General features: G+C 70.1%; 27 protein-coding genes. 24 read left to right on the forward strand and 3 right to left on the reverse strand.

Annotated features, from left to right (window positions below; translation table 11 throughout):
• Positions 1-108 precede the first annotated feature (108 nt).
• The 16 genes from rplN (at position 109) to meaB (ending at position 12,581) form a co-directional block, all read left to right on the forward strand.
• Positions 109-477, forward strand: coding sequence for a 50S ribosomal protein L14 (rplN, locus tag NYE39_RS13950; RefSeq protein WP_068315433.1), 369 nt, complete (start codon positions 109-111; stop codon positions 475-477).
• A gap of 3 nt (positions 478-480) precedes the next feature.
• Complete coding sequence (gene rplX / locus NYE39_RS13955) at positions 481-819, forward strand: 50S ribosomal protein L24 (protein WP_341013005.1); 339 nt, start codon at positions 481-483, stop codon at positions 817-819.
• A gap of 2 nt (positions 820-821) precedes the next feature.
• On the forward strand, positions 822-1,394 hold the full coding sequence (rplE, locus tag NYE39_RS13960; protein WP_072623774.1) for a 50S ribosomal protein L5: 573 nt from the start codon (positions 822-824) through the stop codon (positions 1,392-1,394).
• A 1-nt stretch (position 1,395) separates the two neighbouring features.
• The gene (locus tag NYE39_RS13965; protein ID WP_007924699.1) at positions 1,396-1,581 is read left to right on the forward strand and encodes a type Z 30S ribosomal protein S14; all 186 of its coding nucleotides are present in this window, start codon (positions 1,396-1,398) and stop codon (positions 1,579-1,581) included.
• A gap of 121 nt (positions 1,582-1,702) precedes the next feature.
• Complete coding sequence (rpsH, locus tag NYE39_RS13970) at positions 1,703-2,101, forward strand: 30S ribosomal protein S8 (protein ID WP_072623775.1); 399 nt, start codon at positions 1,703-1,705, stop codon at positions 2,099-2,101.
• Positions 2,102-2,113: 12 nt separating this feature from the next.
• Positions 2,114-2,650 carry a 50S ribosomal protein L6 gene (rplF, locus tag NYE39_RS13975; RefSeq protein ID WP_072623776.1) on the forward strand — a complete coding sequence of 179 codons (537 nt, stop codon included), beginning with the start codon at positions 2,114-2,116 and terminating at the stop codon, positions 2,648-2,650.
• 3 nt (positions 2,651-2,653) lie between these two features.
• Positions 2,654-3,028 (forward strand): 50S ribosomal protein L18, encoded by a 375-nt coding sequence (gene rplR / locus NYE39_RS13980; RefSeq protein WP_072623777.1) that lies wholly within the window; start codon positions 2,654-2,656, stop codon positions 3,026-3,028.
• A 34-nt stretch (positions 3,029-3,062) separates the two neighbouring features.
• Positions 3,063-3,728: a 30S ribosomal protein S5 gene (rpsE, locus tag NYE39_RS13985; protein ID WP_072623778.1), complete on the forward strand. Its 666-nt coding sequence runs from the start codon at positions 3,063-3,065 to the stop codon at positions 3,726-3,728.
• Positions 3,728-3,910: a 50S ribosomal protein L30 gene (rpmD, locus tag NYE39_RS13990; protein ID WP_072623779.1), complete on the forward strand. Its 183-nt coding sequence runs from the start codon at positions 3,728-3,730 to the stop codon at positions 3,908-3,910. The genes rpsE and rpmD overlap by 1 nt, the downstream gene beginning before the upstream one ends.
• A gap of 2 nt (positions 3,911-3,912) precedes the next feature.
• On the forward strand, positions 3,913-4,398 hold the full coding sequence (rplO, locus tag NYE39_RS13995; protein ID WP_341013006.1) for a 50S ribosomal protein L15: 486 nt from the start codon (positions 3,913-3,915) through the stop codon (positions 4,396-4,398).
• A 203-nt stretch (positions 4,399-4,601) separates the two neighbouring features.
• A complete protein-coding gene (gene secY, locus NYE39_RS14000) occupies positions 4,602-5,924 on the forward strand; it encodes a preprotein translocase subunit SecY (RefSeq protein WP_072623781.1) in 1,323 nt (440 codons plus the stop codon).
• A complete protein-coding gene (locus NYE39_RS14005; protein WP_072623782.1) occupies positions 5,924-6,487 on the forward strand; it encodes an adenylate kinase in 564 nt (187 codons plus the stop codon). Before secY ends, NYE39_RS14005 begins: the two co-directional genes overlap by 1 nt.
• A 3-nt stretch (positions 6,488-6,490) precedes the next feature.
• Entirely contained in the window at positions 6,491-7,339 is an 849-nt protein-coding gene (map, locus tag NYE39_RS14010; RefSeq protein WP_072623783.1) for a type I methionyl aminopeptidase, read from the forward strand.
• Positions 7,340-7,511: 172 nt separating this feature from the next.
• Entirely contained in the window at positions 7,512-9,386 is a 1,875-nt protein-coding gene (locus tag NYE39_RS14015; protein WP_072623784.1) for a methylmalonyl-CoA mutase family protein, read from the forward strand.
• Complete coding sequence (scpA, locus tag NYE39_RS14020; protein ID WP_341013007.1) at positions 9,383-11,593, forward strand: methylmalonyl-CoA mutase; 2,211 nt, start codon at positions 9,383-9,385, stop codon at positions 11,591-11,593. Before NYE39_RS14015 ends, scpA begins: the two co-directional genes overlap by 4 nt.
• On the forward strand, positions 11,586-12,581 hold the full coding sequence (gene meaB, locus NYE39_RS14025) for a methylmalonyl Co-A mutase-associated GTPase MeaB (RefSeq protein WP_341013008.1): 996 nt from the start codon (positions 11,586-11,588) through the stop codon (positions 12,579-12,581). The genes scpA and meaB overlap by 8 nt, the downstream gene beginning before the upstream one ends.
• Positions 12,582-12,593: 12 nt before the next feature.
• Here the strand turns inward: meaB and NYE39_RS14030 are convergent, their stop codons facing one another.
• Both NYE39_RS14030 and NYE39_RS14035 read right to left on the reverse strand, forming a co-directional pair.
• Complete coding sequence (locus NYE39_RS14030; RefSeq protein ID WP_341013009.1) at positions 12,594-14,120, reverse strand: CPBP family intramembrane glutamic endopeptidase; 1,527 nt, start codon at positions 14,118-14,120, stop codon at positions 12,594-12,596.
• Between the two features lie 67 nt (positions 14,121-14,187).
• Entirely contained in the window at positions 14,188-15,861 is a 1,674-nt protein-coding gene (locus NYE39_RS14035; RefSeq protein WP_341013010.1) for a BCCT family transporter, read from the reverse strand.
• Positions 15,862-16,074: 213 nt separating this feature from the next.
• Between NYE39_RS14035 and infA the strand changes: the two genes are divergently transcribed.
• The 8 genes from infA to truA all read left to right on the forward strand — a co-directional run bounded on the left by infA (position 16,075) and on the right by truA (position 20,945).
• Complete coding sequence (gene infA / locus NYE39_RS14040; RefSeq protein WP_007928045.1) at positions 16,075-16,296, forward strand: translation initiation factor IF-1; 222 nt, start codon at positions 16,075-16,077, stop codon at positions 16,294-16,296.
• A gap of 106 nt (positions 16,297-16,402) precedes the next feature.
• Positions 16,403-16,516 carry a 50S ribosomal protein L36 gene (rpmJ, locus tag NYE39_RS14045; protein WP_007928044.1) on the forward strand — a complete coding sequence of 38 codons (114 nt, stop codon included), beginning with the start codon at positions 16,403-16,405 and terminating at the stop codon, positions 16,514-16,516.
• Positions 16,517-16,743: 227 nt separating this feature from the next.
• Positions 16,744-17,115 (forward strand): 30S ribosomal protein S13, encoded by a 372-nt coding sequence (gene rpsM / locus NYE39_RS14050; protein ID WP_341013011.1) that lies wholly within the window; start codon positions 16,744-16,746, stop codon positions 17,113-17,115.
• A 74-nt stretch (positions 17,116-17,189) separates the two neighbouring features.
• On the forward strand, positions 17,190-17,588 hold the full coding sequence (rpsK, locus tag NYE39_RS14055) for a 30S ribosomal protein S11 (RefSeq protein WP_007928041.1): 399 nt from the start codon (positions 17,190-17,192) through the stop codon (positions 17,586-17,588).
• A 29-nt stretch (positions 17,589-17,617) separates the two neighbouring features.
• A complete protein-coding gene (gene rpsD / locus NYE39_RS14060; protein ID WP_072623790.1) occupies positions 17,618-18,226 on the forward strand; it encodes a 30S ribosomal protein S4 in 609 nt (202 codons plus the stop codon).
• A 148-nt stretch (positions 18,227-18,374) separates the two neighbouring features.
• Positions 18,375-19,409, forward strand: coding sequence for a DNA-directed RNA polymerase subunit alpha (locus NYE39_RS14065; RefSeq protein ID WP_084450031.1), 1,035 nt, complete (start codon positions 18,375-18,377; stop codon positions 19,407-19,409).
• A 59-nt stretch (positions 19,410-19,468) separates the two neighbouring features.
• A complete protein-coding gene (rplQ, locus tag NYE39_RS14070) occupies positions 19,469-19,981 on the forward strand; it encodes a 50S ribosomal protein L17 (RefSeq protein ID WP_341013012.1) in 513 nt (170 codons plus the stop codon).
• Between the two features lie 136 nt (positions 19,982-20,117).
• The gene (gene truA / locus NYE39_RS14075; protein WP_341013013.1) at positions 20,118-20,945 is read left to right on the forward strand and encodes a tRNA pseudouridine(38-40) synthase TruA; all 828 of its coding nucleotides are present in this window, start codon (positions 20,118-20,120) and stop codon (positions 20,943-20,945) included.
• Position 20,946: 1 nt separating this feature from the next.
• Here truA and lepB read toward each other — a convergent pair whose 3' ends face one another.
• A complete protein-coding gene (gene lepB / locus NYE39_RS14080) occupies positions 20,947-21,642 on the reverse strand; it encodes a signal peptidase I (protein WP_341013014.1) in 696 nt (231 codons plus the stop codon).

Consider the following 21,642-nt stretch of genomic DNA (forward strand, 5'->3'; position numbering starts at 1 on the left):
GCCACCCCGGACGCGAAGGGGGCCCCGCCCCCTTCGCACCGGCATAGACCACATCAGTTCGGCCAGGCTCGCCGCGAGCGAGAACCAGCTCGACGACAGGAGTGAGAAGTGATCCAGCAGGAGTCGCGACTGCGCGTCGCCGACAACACCGGTGCCAAGGAGATCCTGTGCATCCGTGTGCTCGGTGGCTCCGGCCGCCGGTACGCCGGCGTCGGCGACACCATCGTCGCCACCGTCAAGGACGCCATCCCCGGTGGCAACGTCAAGAAGGGTGACGTCGTCAAGGCCGTCATCGTCCGCACCACCAAGGAGCGTCGTCGTAACGACGGTTCCTACATCAAGTTCGACGAGAACGCCGCCGTCATCCTCAAGGCCGACGGCGAGCCGCGCGGGACGCGCATCTTCGGCCCGGTCGGTCGCGAGCTGCGCGACAAGAAGTTCATGAAGATCGTCTCGCTCGCACCGGAGGTGATCTGATCCATGGCCAAGCTCAAGATCAAGAAGGGCGACCTCGTCCAGGTGCTGTCCGGCAAGGACAAGGGCCTGCAGGGCAAGGTCATCTCGGTCAACACCGAGACCGAGCGCGTCGTGGTCGAGGGTGTCCAGCGGGTCACCCGCCACACCAAGGCCGGCTTCGGCGGCCAGGCCGGTGGCCTGGTCGTCTCCGAGGCGTCGATCCACGTGAGCAACGTGGCGATCGTCGACCCGGAGGACAACAAGCCGACCCGCATCAAGACCCGCGTCGAGACCGTCGAGAGCGACGGTCGCACCAAGGCGAGCCGCACCCGCGTCGCGGGCCGCTCGGGCAAGGACCTCTGAGCATGACTGACACCATCGAGACCACCGTCGAGGCCCCGCGCCTCAAGGGCAAGTACAGCGACCAGGTCGTGCCCGCGCTGCAGGAGCAGTTCGGCTACGGCAACGCGATGCAGGTCCCCCGCGTCGTCAAGGTCGTCGTCAACATGGGCGTCGGCGACGCCGCCAAGGACAGCAAGCTCATCGAGGGCGCGATCCGCGACCTGACCGCCATCACCGGTCAGAAGCCGCAGGTCACCAAGGCCCGCAAGTCCATCGCGCAGTTCAAGCTGCGCGAGGGCATGCCGATCGGCTGCCACGTCACGCTGCGCGGCGCCCGCATGTGGGAGTTCCTCGACCGCCTCACGGCGATCGCGCTGCCCCGTATCCGCGACTTCCGTGGCCTGAACCCCAAGCAGTTCGACGGCAACGGCAACTACACCTTCGGTCTGACCGAGCAGTCGATGTTCCACGAGATCGACCAGGACAAGATCGATCGCGTCCGCGGCATGGACATCACCGTGGTCACGACCGCGACGAACGACGACGAGGGCCGCGCGCTGCTCAAGCAGCTGGGCTTCCCCTTCAAGGAGAACTGACATGGCGAAGACCGCCCTGATCAACAAGGCGAACAAGAAGCCGAAGTTCAAGGTCCGCGGGTACACGCGGTGCCAGCGCTGCGGCCGACCGCACTCGGTCTACCGCAAGTTCGGCCTGTGCCGCGTGTGCCTTCGGGAGATGGCCCACCGCGGCGAGCTCCCGGGCGTCACCAAGTCCTCCTGGTAACCGCCCGGAGCCACCAGCTCGCTTTGCTCGCGCAGAACCCTGCAGCGGGCCACCACGTTTCAACACCACGACACCGAAGGTCCCCAGGGGAAACCGCGGTGAGAAGGGGCAGGCAGAGCCCATGACCATGACCGACCCGATCGCGGACATGCTGACCCGCGTCCGGAACGCCAACTCGGCGCACCACGACGCTGTCTCCATGCCGTACTCCAAGCTCAAGTCGCACATCGCGGAGATCCTCCAGGCCGAGGGTTTCATCGCGGGGTGGGAGGTCGAGGAGGCGACCGTCGGCAAGACGCTGACGATCAACCTCAAGTACGGCCCCAACCGTGAGCGTTCCATCGCGGGCGTGCGCCGGGTGTCCAAGCCCGGTCTGCGCGTCTACGCGAAGTCCACCAACCTGCCGAAGGTGCTCGGCGGCCTGGGCGTGGCGATCATCTCCACGTCCTCCGGCCTCCTCACCGACAAGCAGGCCGCAACCAAGGGTGTGGGCGGGGAAGTCCTCGCCTACGTCTGGTAAGGGGAAGCAGACATGTCGCGAATCGGACGACTCCCGGTCGCCATCCCCAGCGGTGTCGACATCGCCATCGAGGGCCAGACCGTCAAGGTCAAGGGCCCCAAGGGCGAGCTGCAGGTCATCGTGACCGAGCCGATCACGGTCGAGAAGACCGAGGCCGGCGTCGAGGTCAAGCGTCCCGACGACGAGCGCGAGTCGCGCTCGCTCCACGGCCTGACCCGCAGCCTCATCAACAACATGGTCGTCGGTGTCACCGAGGGCTACGAGAAGAAGCTCGAGATCCACGGCACGGGTTACCGCGTGCAGAACAAGGGCGGCTCGCTCGAGTTCGCGCTCGGCTACAGCCACCCGATCACGATCGAGGCCCCCGAGGGGATCAGCTTCAACGTCGAGAACCCCACGCGCTTCAGCGTCCAGGGCATCGACAAGCAGCTCGTCGGCGAGACCGCTGCCAACATCCGCAAGCTCCGCCGCCCCGACCCGTACAAGGGCAAGGGTGTCCGGTACGAGGGCGAGCACATCCGTCGCAAGGTCGGAAAGGCTGGTAAGTAACCCATGGCCAAGATCGTCAAGCGTGCCAAGGGCAAGAGCGCCGCTCGCGGGCGTCGCCACCTGCGCCTGCGCAAGAAGGTCACCGGCACCGCGGCGCGTCCGCGGCTGGTGGTCACCCGCAGCAGCCGTCACGTCTTCGTCCAGGTCGTCGACGACACGGTTGGCAAGACCGTCGCGTCCGCGTCGACCATGGAGGCCGACGTGCGTGCGCTCGAGGCCGACAAGACCGAGCGGGCCAAGAAGGTCGGTGAGCTGGTCGCCGAGCGCGCCAAGTCCGCCGGTGTCGAGGCCGTCGTCTTCGACCGCGGTGGCAACCGCTACCACGGTCGCGTCGCCGCGATCGCGGACGGCGCCCGCGAAGGGGGTCTGACGCTGTGATGCAGACCCAGAACGTCGAGAAGAGGAACATCTGATGCCCGGACCCCAGCGTCGAGGCGCCGGTGCCGCAGGCACCAACGAGCGCTCCAACAACGACCGTCGTGACAACCGCGGCGGTGGCCGCGACCGTCGTGACGGTGGCCGCGACCGCAACGAGAGCCAGTTCCTCGAGCGCGTCGTGACCATCAACCGTGTCGCCAAGGTCGTCAAGGGTGGTCGCCGCTTCAGCTTCACCGCCCTCGTCGTCGTCGGTGACGGTGACGGCACCGTCGGTGTCGGCTACGGCAAGGCCAAGGAGGTCCCGGCCGCGATCGCCAAGGGTGTCGAGGAGGCGAAGAAGAACTTCTTCACCGTCCCGCGCATCCAGGGCACGATCCCGCACCCCATCCAGGGTGAGGCCGCGGCCGGTGTCGTCATGCTGCGCCCCGCCAGCCCCGGTACCGGTGTCATCGCCGGTGGCCCGGTGCGTGCGGTGCTCGAGTGCGCCGGCATCCACGACGTGCTGTCCAAGAGCCTCGGCTCGGACAACGCGATCAACATCGTCCACGCGACCGTCGAGGCCCTGCGCGGCCTCGAGCGTCCCGAGGCCGTCGCGGCTCGCCGCGGTCTGCCCCTGGACGAGGTCGCCCCGGCTGCCATGCTGCGCGCCCAGGCTGCTGGCCGCGCCGAGGCCGCCGAGAAGGCAAAGGCGGGTGCGTGATGGCTCAGCTGAAGGTGACCCAGACCCGTTCGGAGATCGGTGGCAAGCAGAACCAGCGCGACACGCTGCGCAGCCTCGGTCTGAAGCGCATCGGCGACGTCGTCGTCAAGGAGGACCGCCCGGAGATCCGTGGCATGGTCCAGACGGTTCGCCACCTGGTGACCGTCGAGGAGGTTGACTGATCATGGCTGACTCCAAGGCCACCCCGAACCCCGAGCAGGGTTCGACCCACGCGCTCAAGGTGCACCACCTGCGTCCGGCCCCCGGCGCCAAGACCGCGAAGACCCGTGTGGGTCGCGGTGAGGGCTCCAAGGGCAAGACCGCCGGCCGCGGTACCAAGGGCACCAAGGCCCGGTACCAGGTGCCGGAGCGCTTCGAGGGCGGTCAGACGCCGCTGCACATGCGTCTGCCGAAGCTCCGTGGCTTCAAGAACCCCTTCAAGGCCGAGTACCAGGTCGTGAACCTCGACCGCATCTCCGCCCTCTTCCCCGAGGGTGGCAGCGTGGGCGTCGAGGAGCTCGTGGCCAAGGGTGCCGTCCGTGGCGGACACCCGGTCAAGGTCCTCGGGTCCGGCGAGATCACGGTGAAGGTCGACCTCACGGTCGACGCCTTCTCCGCGAGCGCCAAGGACAAGATCGAGGCGGCCGGCGGCAGCATCAGCGCTCGCTGACCCCCTTCGGTCCATCGTGTCGAGGCCGTCCCGATCCGGGACGGCCTCGACGCGTCTCCCGGCCCCCTGTTGACGAAGGGGGCCGTGGGTCACGTCGCGACCGCGCAGTCGCGGCAGGTATCGTCTGACAGGTTGCCCGCCGCCGGTGGGCTCCCTGCCTGCAGCTCACATCTGCATCCCGGCACCGTCCTGGAGGAACCCACGTGCTCTCCGTCTTCACCCGGGCGTTCAAGACGCCCGACCTGCGGCGCAAGCTGCTCTTCACGCTGGGCATCATCGTGCTCTTCCGGCTCGGCTCCCACGTGCCGACGCCCAACGTCAACTACACCGCGGTGCAGGACTGCATCGCCGGTGCGCGTGACGACGCGGGCAACAACTTCCTCGGGATGGCCAACCTCTTCAGTGGTGGCGCCCTGCTCCAGCTGTCGATCTTCGCGCTGGGGATCATGCCCTACATCACCGCGAGCATCATCGTGCAGCTGCTCACGGTCGTCATCCCCCGCTTCGAGCAGCTGAAGAAGGAGGGGCAGCAGGGCCAGGCGAAGATGACGCAGTACACGCGCTACCTGACGATCGCCCTCGCCGTGCTGCAGTCGGCCACCTTCATCACCTTCGCGCGCAACCCCGCGAGCCTGTTCAACAACGCCGAGTGCGGGCCGATCCTCTACCGCGACTCGATGTTCTCGATCATCCTCATGGTTCTGACGATGACCGCCGGCACGGGCCTGATCATGTGGCTCGGCGAGCTCGTCACGGACAAGGGCGTCGGCAACGGCATGTCCCTGCTGATCTTCACCTCGATCACCGCGACCTTCCCCGGCTCGCTGTGGGCGATCCAGCAGCGCGACGGCCGCTGGGACATCTTCTTCCTCGTCATCGCCATCGGCCTGGTCATCATCGCCGCGGTCGTCTTCGTCGAGCAGAGCCAACGCCGCATCCCGGTGCAGTACGCCAAGAAGATGGTCGGCCGGCAGATGTACGGCGGCACCTCGACGTACATCCCGATCAAGGTCAACATGGCCAACGTCATCCCGGTGATCTTCGCCAGCTCGATGCTCGCGCTGCCGCAGATGATCGCCCAGTTCCAGACCGACCCGACGGGCGACAACCCGGCCTGGGTCGACTGGATCAACACCTATCTCGTCACGGGTGACCACCCGATATACATGGCGGTCTTCACCGCGATGATCCTCTTCTTCACCTTCTTCTACGTCTCGATCACCTTCAACCCGACCGAGGTGGCCGACAACATGAAGAAGTACGGGGGCTTCATCCCCGGTATCCGCGCCGGGCGACCCACGGCCGAATACCTCCAGTACGTGCTCACCCGCATCACCGTGCCGGGCGCCATCTACCTCGCTCTGGTCTCGTTGATCCCGCTCATCGCCCTCGTGCTCGTCGGGGCCAACCAGAACTTCCCCTTCGGCGGTACCTCTATCCTCATCATGGTGGGGGTCGGTCTGGAGACGGTGAAGCAGATCGAGTCCCAGCTCCAGCAACGCCACTACGAAGGATTCCTCCGCTGATGCGTCTGATCATTTTGGGTCCCCCCGGTGCCGGCAAGGGCACGCAGGCCGGCCGGATCGCCGAGCACTACGGCATCCCCGCGATCTCCACGGGTGACATCTTCCGCGCCAACATCAAGAACGAGACCGAGCTCGGTCTCCAAGTCAAGGAGATCCTCGCCTCCGGTGGTTATGTCTCGGACGACATCACCAACGCCATCGTCGAGGACCGGCTGGCCCAGGACGACGCCGCCCCCGGCTTCCTCCTCGACGGCTACCCGCGCACGACCGCCCAGGTGACGGCGCTCGACGCCATGCTGGCCAAGGCCGACCACTCGATCGACAAGGTGCTCGAGCTCGTCGTCGACGACGAGGTCGTCGTCCAGCGACTGCTCAAGCGCGCCGAGCTCGAGGGTCGCGTCGACGACACCGAGGAGGTCATCCGCGAGCGGATGGCCATCTACCACCGCGAGACCAAGCCGCTGTCCGACGCCTATGGCGAGCGCAACCTGCTCGTGCAGGTCGACGGCGAGGGCGAGGTCGACGAGGTCGCCGAGCGCATCGTCGCCGCCCTGGGCGCCTGACCCGTGTCCCTCTTCGGCCGTGAGCGGATCCGCCCGCGCACCCCGGACCAGATCCGGGCGATGCGCGTGGCGGGTCTGCTCACCGGCCGCACCCTGGAGATGCTGCGCGGCGAGGTCCGCGCCGGCGTCACCACCGGGCAGCTCGACGCCCTCGCCGAGGACTTCATCCGCAGCGGCGGGGGAGTGCCCAACTTCCAGCTCGTCCCCGGCTACGTCAACACGCTGTGCACGTCGGTCAACGACGAGATCGTCCACGGCATCCCGGGCGACCGGGTGCTGCGCGACGGTGACCTGCTGAGCATCGACTGCGGCGCCGAGGTCGACGGGTGGAACGGCGACAGCGCCATCACCCTCGTCGTCGGCGGTGACGAGGCCGGTGACCCGGCCGCGGTCCGGCTCAACGACGTCACCCGGCGCTCCCTCTGGGCCGGTCTCGCCGCCCTTCGTCCCGACGGCGACCTCAACGACATCGGCGGCGCGGTCGAGGACTCGATCACCGACGACGCGCGCGCCGACGGCGTCGACTACGGGATCGTCCAGGACTACACGGGCCACGCCATCGGCGAGCACATGCACCTGCCGCCCAATGTGCCCAACTACCGCGAGCCCGGCCGCCGGCCGCGCACGCCCGTCGGCACGACCCTGGCCATCGAGCCGATGGTCACCCTCGGCGACCAGGCCAACCACGTCCTGCCCGACGAGTGGACCGTCGCCACCGACGACGGCGCCGTCGCCAGCCACTGGGAGCACACCGTCGCGCTCACCGAGCGCGGTCTGTGGGTGCTCACCGCCCTCGACGGCGGCGAGGCGGAGCTCACCGCGCGGGGCGCCCCCTTCGGCCCGCTGGACTGATCTCGGGCACCCTTCGAGACGCTTGCAGAGCAAGCTGCTCAGGGACCGGAGCGGTGTGGCCCACGCGACGCTGGACACTCCCTTCGCCCCGGCGGCTCGGTCGGTAGGGTGCGAGACCAGTCATGTCCGACGCCGTGACGACGCGGCCGGGTCGATGAGGAGCGTTTCGAGGATGACCCTTCCCCCTGCACGCGACGACGTCATGGGACTGGCCGAGGGCTTCGCCCCGGTGGCCCCGGACGCGTGGGCCGACCTGGCCGCCGCCGTGGTCAACAAGTCGCGACCCGACGACCGCAAGGTCGACGGCGCCGGCGCCCGCGAGGCCCTCGCGAGCCACCTGCCCGGTGGCGTCGACATCGAGCCGATCTACTGGCCGCAGCCCGGGGCCGCCCTCGGCCTGCCGGGCGCGATGCCCTTCACCCGCGGCCGTGGCCCGCGCAACCCCGACCAGCCGTGGGACGTGCGCCAGCTGCACGACGACCCCGACGCCGCCGCCAGCCGCGCGGCCGTGCTCGACGACCTCGAGCGCGGCGTGAGCTCGGTGTGGCTGCACGTCGGCGCCGACGGTATCGCCCCCGGTGACGTCGCCGAGGTCCTCACCGACGTCATGGTCGACCTCGCCCCGGTCGTCGTCAGCTCCACCGACGACCAGAGCGCCGCGGCGGCCGCACTCGTCGCCGCCTGGGAGGCGAAGGGGGTCGACCCCACCGTGGTCCGCGGCAGCCTCGGGCACGACCCCATCGGCCAGGTCGCCACGGTCGGCGGCTCGCCCGACCTCGCGCCGCTCGCCGAGGCCGTCGCCACGTGCACCGACCGCTTCACCGGGGTGCGCGCCATCACCGTCGACACCCGGGTCCACCACGATGCCGGCGCGAGCGACCAGGACGAGATCGCGCTCGCCCTGGCCACCGCCCTCGACTACGTCCGGCACCTCGCCGAGGCCGGTGTCGAGCCGGCCGAGGCCTTCCGCCGGATCGACTTCCGCGTGGCCGCGACCGCCGACCAGTTCACGACCATCGCCAAGCTGCGTGCCCTGCGCCGCACCTGGGCGCGTGTCGGTGAGGTGATCGAGGTCCCCGAGGCCGACCGCGGCGCGTGGGTGCACGCGGTCACCTCGTGGCGCATGCAGACGCGCACCGACCCGTGGGTCAACATCCTGCGCGACACCATCGCCTGCTTCGCGGCCGCCGCCGGTGGCGCCGACGCGATCACCGTGCTGCCCTACGACCACGCGCTCGGTCTGCCGACCGCCTTCTCCCGCAGGGTCGCCCGCAACACCCAGTCCCTGCTGTCGTCCGAGTCCAATGTCGCCCGGGTCGCCGACCCGGCCGGTGGCTCGGCATACGTCGAGTCGCTCACCGACGAGCTCGCCCGCGCGGCCTGGACGTGGTTCGGGCAGCTCGACGCCGCCGGGGGAGCGGCGGCAGCCCTGGCCGCCGGCACCGTCGCCGAGCGGCTGGCCGCGACGAGCGCCGAGCGCGACGTCGCGCTGGCCACGAGGGCGCTGCCGATCACCGGCACCTCGACCTTCCCGCTGGCCGGGGAGACCCTGCTGAGCCGTACGCCCCGGACCGAACCCACCGGTGGTCTGCCCCGTCGTCGCGACGCCGAGATCTTCGAGGCGCTGCGCGAGCGGACGGCCGGCGGTGACGTCAGCGTCCCGGTGCTGGCCCTGGGGCCGGCCCGTGAGCACACCGCGCGGCTGACCTTCGTCACCAACCTCCTTGGCGTCGCGGGCATCCGCCCCGAGGTCATCGAGGTCGACGGTCCCGACGCCGACCTGACCGCGGCCCAGGGTGCGCCCGCCGCGATCATCGCCTCGTCCGCCGCGGGCTACTCGGCCCACGCCGAGGCGAGCGTGGCCTCCCTTCGCTCCGCCGGCGTCGGCCGGGTCCTCGTCGCCGGCAAGGCCGCCGAGCTCGGCGACACCACCGTCGACGGCGAGGTCCGCGACGGCATCAATATCGTGGACTTCCTCGCAGAACTTCTTGATCTCCTCGGCGCCCCGAGCGCCCCGGGCGCCCCGCAGGCAGGAGCAGACGCATGAGCGCGCAGATCCCCAGCTTCGACACCGTCGACCTCGGCGACGGAGCCCCGTCCGCCGACGCCGCCGAGCGCTGGCAGCAGGCTCTCGACGCCACCCCCGGTGCGGCCGACGGCTGGGAGACCCCGGAGAAGATCGAGGTCGCCCCGGTCTACACCGAGGCCGACACCGCCGACCTCGACTTCCTCGAGACCGCCCCCGGCGCGGCCCCCTTCCTCCGCGGGCCCTACCCGACGATGTACGTCAACCAGCCGTGGACGATCCGGCAGTACGCCGGCTTCTCGACCGCCGAGGAGTCCAATGCCTTCTACCGGCGCAACCTCGCGGCCGGGCAGAAGGGCCTGTCGGTCGCCTTCGATCTAGCGACCCACCGCGGCTACGACAGCGACCACCCGCGCGTGTCCGGCGACGTCGGCATGGCCGGTGTCGCCATCGACTCGATCTACGACATGCGCACGCTCTTCGACGGGATCCCGCTGGACCGGATGAGCGTGTCGATGACGATGAACGGCGCGGTCCTGCCGGTCCTCGCGCTCTACGTCGTCGCGGCCGAGGAACAGGGGGTGAGCCCGGAGCAGCTGAGCGGCACCATCCAAAATGACATCCTCAAGGAGTTCATGGTCCGCAACACCTACATCTACCCGCCGGCTCCCTCGATGCGGATCATCTCCGACATCTTCGCCTTCACCAGCCAGCGGATGCCGCGCTTCAACTCGATCTCGATCTCCGGCTACCACATGCAGGAGGCCGGGGCGACGCAGGACCTCGAGCTCGGCTACACGCTCGCCGACGGCATCGAGTACATCCGGGCGGGCAAGGCCGCGGGCATGGACGTTGACTCCTTCGCGCCGCGACTGTCCTTCTTCTGGGCCATCGGCATGAACTTCTACATGGAGGTGGCCAAGCTGCGCGCGGCCCGCCTGCTGTGGGCGCGTCTGGTCAAGGAGAACTTCGAGCCGGGCAATGCCAAGTCGCTGTCGCTGCGCACCCACTCGCAGACCTCCGGCTGGAGCCTCACCGCCCAGGACGTCTACAACAACGTCGTGCGCACCTGCGTCGAGGCGATGGCCTCCACCCAGGGCCACACCCAGAGCCTGCACACCAACGCGCTCGACGAGGCGATCGCGCTGCCGACGGACTTCTCCGCGCGCATCGCCCGCAACACCCAGCTCGTCCTCCAGCAGGAGTCGGGCACGACGCGCGTCATCGACCCGTGGGGCGGCAGCGCCTACGTCGAGCGCCTGACGCACGACCTCGCGCAGCGGGCCTGGGCCCACATCGAGGAGGTCGAGGCCGCCGGCGGCATGGCCAAGGCCATCGAGGCCGGCATCCCCAAGATGCGCATCGAGGAGGCGGCCGCCCGCACCCAGGCGCGCATCGACTCCGGCCAGCAGCCGGTCATCGGCGTCAACACCTACCCCGTCACCGAGAGCACCGCCGACGAGGCCATCGAGATCCTCAAGGTCGACAACGCCGCGGTCCGGGCCTCCCAGATCGCCAAGCTCGAGCGGCTGCGTGCCGAGCGCGACGAAGGGGAGACCCGCGCGGCCCTCGCAGCGCTCACCGAGGCGGCGAAGGCCGACGGCGGCACCATGGAGACCAACCTGCTCGCGCTCGCGATCGACGCGGCCCGGGCCAAGGCGACCGTCGGCGAGATCTCGTCCGCGCTCGAGGAGGTCTACGGCCGCTACACCGCGCAGATCCGTACGATCTCGGGTGTGTACCGGGACGAGGCTGGCAAGGGTGGCGCCGTGGACGAGGTCCTGGCCAAGGTCGACGACTTCGAGCAGGCCGAGGGGCGCCGCCCCCGCATCCTCGTCGCCAAGATGGGCCAGGACGGCCACGACCGCGGCCAGAAGGTCATCGCGACCGCCTTCGCCGACCTCGGCTTCGACGTTGACGTGGGCCCGCTCTTCCAGACCCCCGGCGAGGTGGCCCGTCAGGCCGTCGAGGGCGACGTGCACGTCGTCGGGGTGTCGTCGCTGGCCGCGGGTCACCTGACCCTCGTGCCGGCGCTGCGCCAGGAGCTCGACTCCCTCGGCCGAGAGGACCTGATGATCGTCGTGGGTGGCGTCATCCCCGATCAGGACTTCGACGAGCTGCGTGCCGCCGGGGCCGACGACATCTACCCGCCGGGCACGGTCATCGCCGAGGCGGCCGGCCGTCTCGTCGACCGCCTGCGGGAGCGGGCCGCCGGCACCGATGCCTGAGTCGGTCGCCGACCTCGCCCGGGGGGTGCGGGAGCGCTCGCGCGCCCACATCGCCCGGGCGATCACGCTCGTCGAGTCCTCGCGCCCGGACCACCGGGAGCGGGCTCGCGAGCTGCTCGCGCTCATCGCGCCCGACACCGGGCAGGGCATGCGCGTGGGCATCTCGGGTATCCCGGGGGCCGGCAAGTCGACCTTCATCGACGCGCTCGGCACCCGGCTTATCGAGCGCGGTCACCGGGTCGCCGTCGTCGCCGTCGACCCGAGCAGCTCCCGCACCGGCGGGTCGGTCCTCGGTGACCGCACCCGGATGGCGCAGCTGACGGCGAGCGAGGATGCCTTCGTGCGGCCGTCGCCGTCGGGCGCGCACCTCGGTGGGGTCGCCCGCGCGACCCGTGAGGGGATGCTCGTGCTCGAGGCCGCGGGCTTCGACGTCGTGCTCGTCGAGACCGTGGGCGTCGGTCAGTCCGAGGTCGCGGTCGCCGAGATGGTCGACACCTTCCTCCTGCTGGCGCTCGCCCGCGGCGGCGACCAGCTGCAGGGCATCAAGCGCGGCATCCTCGAGATGGCCGACGTCATCGCGGTCAACAAGGCCGACGGCGAGCACGCCGGCGATGCGCGGGTCGCCGCCCGGGAGCTCTCCGGCGCGATGCGGCTGATGAACTCCGACCCCGACGCCCGCCGTCCCCCCGTGCTCACCTGCAGCGCGCAGACCGGCGACGGTCTCGACGACGTGTGGGCCGCGGTGCTCGAGCACCGCGAGTGGCTCGAGGCCCAGGGCTCGCTGCACGCCCGCCGGGCCGAGCAGCAGCGCGAGTGGATGTGGGCGATGGTCGACGCCGAGCTGCGCGACGCCGTGCGTCGCTCGCCGCAGGTGCGCGAGTTGCTCGCCGAGATCACCCCAGGCCTGCGCACCGGCGAGGTGAGCGCCGTCGACGGTGCCGCCCGGATCATCGCTGCCTTCTCGAGCGACCTGGCCGCACGACCTTGAGGAAGTGCGACCTCAGGCAGATGCGGACTCGGGGGTCGCACCGGGGGAGAGGGCCGGGCGGCCGAAGCCCTTGGGGGCCACCCCGGTCCGGCGCGCCAGCCACAGCAGGATCGCCGTCATGACGAAGGTCGCCGCGACCCCGAGGCCACCCGAGGCAGCGGTGCTCGTCGTCTCCTCGGTGACGTAGGCGTCGGACAGGCCGCCGAGCATCGTCAGGCCGAGGATGATGACGAGGTTGTTGACGACGTGCAGCACGATGGCGGCCTCGAGCCCGCCCGTGCGCCACGTGAGGTAGCAGCAGGCGACCGCCATGCCACCGAGGTCGAGCAGCACCCACGGGTCGAGCGAGGTGTGCGCCAGGGCGAAGGTCGCCGCGGACAGCACGGTGCCGACGACGAGGGCGACGACCGGCCGCTTGATCCACGCGCCGACGCCCTGGAGGATCCCGCCACGGAAGGCGACCTCCTCGCCGGCCGACTGCAGCGGCGTGGTGAGCAGGGTGATGACGAGCAGCCAGGGCCAGTGGGCGGGCCGCTCGGTGGGCTGCTCGCCGGAGAGCACCCAGGCCGCGGCGAGGTAGCCGCCCCAGATGACGAGGGTGACGGCCGAGGCGACGGCGAGCCAGCGCCAGCGGATGCGCCCGGCGACCGACCACAGTCGGCCCATCGGCCGCCAGTGGCCGACCCGGGTGGCGACGAGCGTCGCGGGGATGAGCGCGGCGAGGGTGAGGTTGCTGATGAGCATCGTCACCGGGTCGGCGGGGTCGATGTCGGCGGTGCTGCCGCCGCTCTCGAGCAGCGAGGGGTCGAGGACGAACCACGCGATGCTCAGGGCCATCGCGAGGACGAACCACGTGGCGATGCCCGCCCCCAGCGCGAGGAAGGGGCGCCACCAGCGGTAGCCGGCCGTGCGCATCTGGTGGACATAGCTGCGCGGCTCGTCGTCGGGCAGCGGCGCGAGCGAGGAGCCGGAGCTCGGCGCGACCGCGGGGGCGTGGCGGCTGGCGGCGCGCTCGCGGGCAGCCGCGACGAGGTCGAGGGCCAGCGGGTGCACCCCGTCGGCGGTCGCCGCGGGGAAGTCGGTGAGCGTGGCGAAGGGGGATCCCCCCGCGGTGACGACGGCGGGCTCGGCGCCCCGGTGGGCCTGCGCGAACCAGATCGTCCCCGGGGCGGCGACGTAGTCGCGCCCGGGACGGGCGGAGCCGGTGTGCGTCGGCAGGTCGACCGGCGCCTCGCCGCCGATGGCCGCCAGGCGGCTGCCGGGGGAGGGGGTGAGGCTCCCCCCTTCGTCCGTGCGGAGGGGGCCGAGGACCGGGACGCCGAGCTGCAGGGCCCAGCCGGTCGTCGTGTCGTGGGTCGTCGCCGGTGCCTGTGCCGGCGGCGCGAGGAGCCAGACGCCGTCGACGTCGGGAGTGAGGGCGGCCCCTGCGGGCAACCACCGCACGCTCGCGTCGGGGGCCAGTGCGGCCACGGCACGGGCGACGAAGGGGGCGTCCGGCCAGTCCGGCGCGCCGACGAGTGCGATGGTCAGGCCGGTCATGCGTCGAGCCTACGTGCCCGGGGCGCGCACCCCGACAGGGTGCGCGCCCCGAGGCCGTCGGGACCGGTCAGGCCCGGGCGGTCTCCCGCTCGTCCTCGGGCTCGTCCGCGCCGAGGTCGACGATCTCTCCACGCTCGCGGGCCTCCTCGCCGGCGGAGACGGCCTCGTCGGGGACGCCCCTGACCTTCGTGACGTACTGCAGGTCTTCCTTGCGCAGTGCGACGAGGAAGCTGATGCCGGCGAGGAACATCAACGTGAACATCGGCAGCCCGATGACGGTGATGACCTCCTGCAGGGCCTCGAGGCCCTTGTCGCCGGCCAGGACGATGAGCAGGGCCGCGAGGACGCCCTCGCTCACTCCCCAGAAGACCCGCTGACGGGTGGGGCCGGCGTCGCCGTCGCCGGTGCACAGCATGTCGACGACGAGCGATGCGGAGTCGGAGCTCGTCGCGAAGAAGATCGCGACGATGAGCACCGCGAAGCCCTGGACGATCGTCGTCAGCGGGTAGTTCTCGAAGAAGGCGAACATCGACAGCGGGACCGACTCGCTGACGGCCGCGGCGATCGGGCCCTCGCTGCCGTCCATGCCGTCGATGCGCAGGGCCGACCAGCCGAAGGTGACGAACCAGATGATCGTGAAGAGCGTCGGGGCGAAGAGGACACCGAGCACGAACTCACGGACGGTGCGGCCCTTGGAGATGCGTGCGAGGAAGATCCCCATGAAGGGGGCCCAGCTCACCGTCCACGCCCAGTAGAAGACGGTCCAGCCGCCCTGCCAGCCCCAGCCGTCGTCCTTGGTGACGTCGGCGAGGGCGTCGTTCCACAGCATGAGCTCGGGCAGCGCGGCGACGAAGTTTCCGGTGGTCTCGAACATCTCGCGGATGAGGAAGAGGGTCATCCCGCCGGTGAGCAGGACGAAGATCATCAGCGCGATGGCCATGCCGATGTTGATGTTCGACAGCAGCTTGACGCCCTTGTCGAGGCCGCGCACGATCGACGTCGTCGCGACGGTCGTGAGTACGACGATGATGAGCACCTGCAGGGTCGTGTCGTTGGACCAGCCGAAGAGCTCGCCCAGGCCGGCGCCGATCTGCGAGGTTCCCAGACCGATCGAGACGGCCACGCCGAAGAGGGTGCCAAGGATCGCGAGGATGTCGATGGCGCGACCGATCGGGCCGTAGATGCGGTCCTTGAGCAGCGGGTAGAAGACCGAGCTGACCCGCACGGGCAGCTCGTAGCGGTGGATGAAGTAGGCGAAGGCCAGACCCGGCAGGCAGAAGATCGCCCACGTGTGCAGGCTCAGGTGGTACAGCGCGAAGTTCATGCCGTCCTGGGCCGCCTCGACCGTGTAGGGCTCGACCCCGGACCGAGGCGGCTCGCTGAAGTGCGAGATCGGCTCGGCGACGCCCCAGAACATCAGGATGGTGCCGATGCCGCCGGCGAAGAGCATGGCGAACCACGAGGCGAAGCTGTACTCGGGGGGTGTCTCCTTGCGGCCCAGCTGGACCTGACCGTAGGGGCTGAAGGCCACGGCGAGGAGCATGATCACCCACGCGGTCACGCCGAAGATGAAGTACCAGCCCAGGTTGGTGACGATCCACTCGCGCCCGCTGCCGAAGACCGAGCTCAGCTGGGTGGGGAAGACCAGCAGCACGAGGAGGAAGAGGGCCATGAGGCCCGCCGAGACGAAGAAGATGGTGGGGTGGGTGCGCAGTCCCAGTTTGCGAGCCAGTGCGTCCACGGTGTGATCCTTTCGGAGGGGGTCAGCATCCGGATCCTCGAGTCTGGCAATATCGGGACGCCCGCGGGTGGATTTCGCCCCCGGCGTCTTCGTCCACTATTCTTGATCGTCGGTCACGTGTGTCATGCCTTCCCGCTCGCGAGGAGGCCATCGCCCGCGTGCCGGACCCGGTGGCCTCCACCCAGGAGGCGACCACCAACGGATTGAGAGGGTATGGCCAAGAAGGACGGTGTCATCGAGGTCGAGGGCACGATCGTCGAAGCGCTCCCGAACGCAATGTTCCGGGTCGAGCTGACCAACGGTCACAAGGTTCTCGCCCACATCTCGGGCAAGATGCGGCAGCACTACATCCGAATCCTCCCCGAGGACAAGGTTGTCGTCGAGCTCAGCCCGTACGACCTGACCCGCGGCCGGATCGTCTTCCGTTACCGCTGACCGAGGCGGTCGTCGACCCGGCGACCGACGAGGGACGCAACTCCCGCACGACCCGGCATCCACCACCCGTGGGTCGGGACAGATCGATGAAAGATGCGAGACGGCAATGAAGGTTCAGCCGAGCGTCAAGAAGATCTGCGACAAGTGCAAGGTGATCCGCCGTAACGGTCGGGTCATGGTGATCTGCGACAACCTGCGCCACAAGCAGCGCCAGGGCTGATCGCGGCCACCACGGCCCGCACGGCGGGGACCTTGGCTCATCGCCACAGATCCTCGAGCAACGCCAACATCAAGAAGCACGCACCACCCGGCCCCTGCCCCCTTCGCGGAGCAGGACGTCACCCCCGGCTCGGAGGCCGGGGACCGAGCGGCCCGCCCCCATCGGCGGGGACCACCGCCGGATCGGTGGTGCACCAGACCTCCGAATCACGAGAAGGAAGCCAGCACATGGCACGACTTGTTGGAGTCGACCTGCCGCGCGAGAAGCGCGTCGAGGTCGCCCTGACCTACATCTTCGGTGTGGGACGCACGACCGCAAGCAAGGCCCTCGCCGAGACCGGCGTCGACCCGAGCACCCGCGTGAAGGACCTCAGCGACGACCAGCTCGTCGCCCTCCGCGACTACCTCGAGGCCAACGTCCAGCTCGAGGGTGACCTCCGCCGCGAGGTGGCCGCCGACATCCGCCGCAAGGTCGAGATCGGCACCTACGAGGGCCTGCGGCACCGCCGCGGTCTCCCGGTCCGCGGTCAGCGCACCAAGACCAACGCCCGGACCCGCAAGGGCCCGAAGCGCACCGTCGCAGGCAAGAAGAAGGCCTGACACACCACGGCTCACCGCTGCCGGCTCGCGCCGCGCGGTGATCACCACACACCGAAGAACTTCGTAGGAGAAACATGCCCCCCAAGACCCGCTCCGGCGCCAAGGTGCGTCGCAAGGTCAAGAAGAACGTGGCCGTGGGCCAGGCCCACATCAAGAGCACGTTCAACAACACGATCATCTCGATCACCGACCCCACCGGTGCCGTGATCTCGTGGGCCTCCGCCGGCCAGGTCGGCTTCAAGGGCTCGCGCAAGTCCACCCCGTACGCCGCCCAGATGGCTGCCGAGGCCGCTGCACGTCGTGCCATGGAGCACGGCATGAAGAAGGTCGACGTCTTCGTCAAGGGCCCGGGCTCCGGTCGCGAGACCGCGATCCGCTCCCTGACCGCCGCCGGCCTCGAGGTCGGCGCGATCCAGGACGTCACGCCCAGCCCGCACAACGGTGTCCGCCCGCCCAAGCGCCGTCGCGTCTGAGCAGCAGAGATACGGGAGACAGATAAGACATGGCTCGTTACACCGGCCCCATCACCAAGAAGTCGCGTCGACTCAAGCTCGACCTCGTCGGCGGCGACAAGAACTTCGAGCTCCGTCCCTTCCCCCCGGGCCAGCACGGCCGTCGGCGGATCCAGGAGAAGGAGTACCTCACCCAGCTGCAGGAGAAGCAGCGCGCCCGCTTCACCTACGGCGTCATGGAGAAGCAGTTCGTCCGGTACTACAAGGAGGCGGCCAACCGCCCCGGCCAGACCGGTCACAACCTGCTGACCATCCTCGAGTCGCGCCTCGACAACGTCATCTACCGCGCGGGGCTGGCCCGCACGCGTCGTCAGGCCCGCCAGCTCGTCACGCACGGCCACTTCGAGGTCAACGGTGTCCGCACCGATGTCCCGAGCCAGCGCGTCGAGCAGTACGACATCATCACGGTCCGCAAGCAGTCGGTGGAGGCCTTCCCCTTCCAGCTCGCGCGTGAGACCTTCGGCGAGCGTCCGGTCCCGGCGTGGCTCCACGTCGTCCCCGGCAGCCTGAAGATCCTCGTGCACCAGCTGCCGACCCGCGAGCAGATCGACACCCAGCTCACCGAGCAGCTGATCGTCGAGCTCTACTCGAAGAACTGATCACCGTCGCTCCTGCTCCCTTCGCCTCGTGCGAAGGGGGCAGGAGCCTCACGGTTGGTGCACGGACAGAGGCGCACCAACCGCCGGCCACCAGACCGGCACCTTCACGAGGCGTCATATAGCGGTCGCCCGTGGGAAGGAAACAGACGTGCTCATCGCACAGCGCCCCAACCTCAGCGAAGAGGTCATCGCCGACAACCGCTCGCGGTTCGTCATCGAGCCCCTCGAGCCCGGCTTCGGCTACACCATCGGCAACTCGCTGCGTCGCACCCTGCTCTCGAGCATCCCGGGTGCCTCCCTCACCTCGATCCGGATCGACGGCGTGCTCCACGAGTTCTCCACGATCCCCGGGGTCAAGGAGGACGTCACCGAGATCATCCTCAACATCAAGTCCCTCGTCGTCTCGAGCGAGAACGACGAGCCGGTCGTGATGTACCTGCGCAAGTCGGGTGCCGGCGCGGTCACCGCCGCCGACATCAACCCCCCGGCCGGTGTCGAGGTCCACAACCCCGACCTGCACATCGCCACCCTCAACGACAAGGGCTCCATCGAGATGGAGCTGACCGTCGAGCGCGGCCGCGGCTACGTCTCGGCGCAGCAGAACAAGACCGGTGACCAGGAGATCGGCCGCATCCCGGTCGACTCCATCTACTCGCCGGTCCTCGCCGTGACCTACAAGGTCGAGGCGACCCGTGTCGAGCAGCGCACCGACTTCGACAAGCTCGTGGTCGACGTCGAGACCAAGAACTCGATCGCCCCCCGGGACGCGCTGGCCTCCGCCGGCAAGACCCTCGTCGAGCTCTTCGGCCTGGCCCGTGAGCTCAACGTCGAGGCCGAGGGCATCGACATGGGCCCCTCGCCGACCGACGCCGCGATCGCCGCCGACCTGGCCCTGCCGATCGAGGACCTGGACCTCACGGTCCGCTCGTACAACTGCCTCAAGCGCGAGGGCATCCACAGCGTGGGTGAGCTCGTGGGTCGCAGCGAGGCCGACCTGCTCGACATCCGCAACTTCGGCGCGAAGTCGATCGACGAGGTCAAGGCCAAGCTGCACGAGATGGGCCTGGCCCTCAAGGACAGCCCTCCCGGCTTCGACCCGACGGCCATCCCCGGCTACGGCGAGGACGACTACGACGAGTCCGGCGACGAGGACGCCTCGTTCGCCGAGGACGAGCAGCTCTGACCCACCGCTTCCCGACCTCACCGCCGACGCGGTAGGTCAGAACCTCCAAGGAGAACACCATGCCCACCCCCACCAAGGGTCCCCGTATCGGTGGCGGCCCAGCTCACGAGCGGCTCATCCTCGCGAACCTCGCCACCGCGCTCTTCGAGCACGACCAGATCACGACGACGCAGGCCAAGGCCAAGCGTCTGCGTCCCCTGGCCGAGCGCCTCATCACCTTCGCCAAGCGCGGCGACCTGCACGCGCGCCGCAAGGTCATGACGACCGTCCAGGACAAGAGCGTCGTCCACCGCCTCTTCGTCGAGATCGCTCCCGACATGGCCGAGCGCCAGGGCGGCTACACGCGCATCACCAAGATCGCCCCGCGCAAGGGTGACAACGCCCCGATGTGCGTCATCGAGCTCGTCCGCGAGCCCGTCGACGCCAAGCCGAAGCGCGCCGTCGTCGCCGAGGCCGAGGCCGCCACCCAGCGCTCCGCCAAGGACGAGGCCGAGCAGGCCCCGGCCGAGGAGAGCGCGGTCGAGGAGACCACCACCGACGAGGTCAAGCAGCAGGAGTCCGACGAGGCCTGAGGCCCCGCTCGACCCCCGCAGCACGAAGGGCGCCGCTCACCCCACCGGGTGGGCGGCGCCCCTTCGTGTGCTCGGCCGCGGGTGGCCTCACGCCTCAGGACATCGCCTTCGTCGTGCCTCGCCTACGCTGACCCGCATGCGGCTGCGTCTCGACCTCGCCTACGACGGCACCGACTTCCACGGGTGGGCCGCGCAGCCCGGTCTGCGGACCGTCGAGGGGGAGCTGTCGGCGGGCCTGACGACGGTCCTGCGCCTGGCGGAACCGGCGCGCCTCACCGTCGCCGGTCGCACCGACGCCGGTGTCCACGCCGCCGGCCAGGTCGTCCACGTCGACGTCGCGCCGGAGGAGCTCGAGCGTGCCCGCGGGCACTCCGACCGCGCACCCGAGGAGGCCCTCGCGACCCGCCTGCGCGGTGTGCTGCCGCCCGACGTCGTCGTCCACCGGGTGGCGCGGGCGCCCGAGGGCTTCGACGCCCGCTTCTCCGCGACGAGCCGGCGCTACCGCTACCTCGTCGGTGACGACCCGGCCCGGGTGGACCCCCTTCGTCGTCGTGAGGTGGTAGCGCTGCGCAGCCCGCTCGACGTCGACGCGATGCACGCGGCGGCCCAGGAGCTGCTCGGGCTGCGCGACTTCGCGGCCTTCTGCAAGAAGCGGGAGGGGGCGACGACGACGCGCACCCTGCTGCGCTACGACTGGACCCGACGCGACGACGGGCTGCTCGAGGCGACGGTCGTCGCCGACGCCTTCTGCCACTCGATGGTCCGGGCGCTCATCGGGGCGCTCGTGCCGGTGGGGGCCGGGCACCGGGGTGCCGGCTTCCCGGCCGAGGTGCTCACCGCCGGGGCCCGCGACCCGCGGGTCAAGGTCATGCCGGCGCACGGTCTGTGCCTCGTCGAGGTGAGCTATCCGGCCGACGACGCGCTCGCCGCGAGAGCGCACGAGGCGCGGGCCCGGCGGGACTAGCTCAGTCGCGCTCGGCGCCGCCCGGCGGCAGCGGCCACCAGCGCCAGCCGAGGGTGCCCACGACCCGGTCGGCGTGCACGAAGCGGGCCTCGCAGGGTCCGGTGCCGCGGCCACGGCAGCCCATGACCGAGTCGGCGCTGTTGGCGCGGTTGTCGCCGAGGACGAGGTAGGAGTCGTCGGGGACGGTCACCTCGGGGAAGCAGCGCTGCGGGGCACCCTCACGGCTGCAGTCGGCGTCCCGCAAGAAGGGCAGGTCGTGGCGGACGTAGGGCTCGTCGAGGGGCTCGCCGTCAACGAGCACGCGCCCCTGTGCGTCGCAGCAGGAGAGCGTCTCACCGGGCAGACCGATGACCCGCTTGACCGTGTGGGCCGTGTGGCTGGGGCCGGCGCCGAGGAGGTCGCCCGCGTAGCGCAGGACGTCCTTGACCGGGTGGGTCTCGTCGAGGCGCGCGTCGCCCCAGGTCTCGCCGTGGCCGAAGACGACAACGTCACCGCGCTCGAGGTCGTCGCCGTCGACACCGGCGACCTGGGCGAAGACGCGGTCGCCGGTCATGAGGGTCGGCTCCATGGACCCGCTCGGGATGACGAAGGGCCGCACGAGCGTGTGGGTGACGAGCGCCAGGACCGCGAAGGCGATCGTGATGCGCAGCAGCACGCCCCACAGCCAGTGCCGTTCGCCCTCGGTGCCCTCGCTCAC

Source organism: Janibacter sp. FSL W8-0316 (genome assembly GCF_038004165.1).
In the GTDB taxonomy this organism is placed as follows: Bacteria; Actinomycetota; Actinomycetes; order Actinomycetales; family Dermatophilaceae; genus Janibacter; species Janibacter indicus.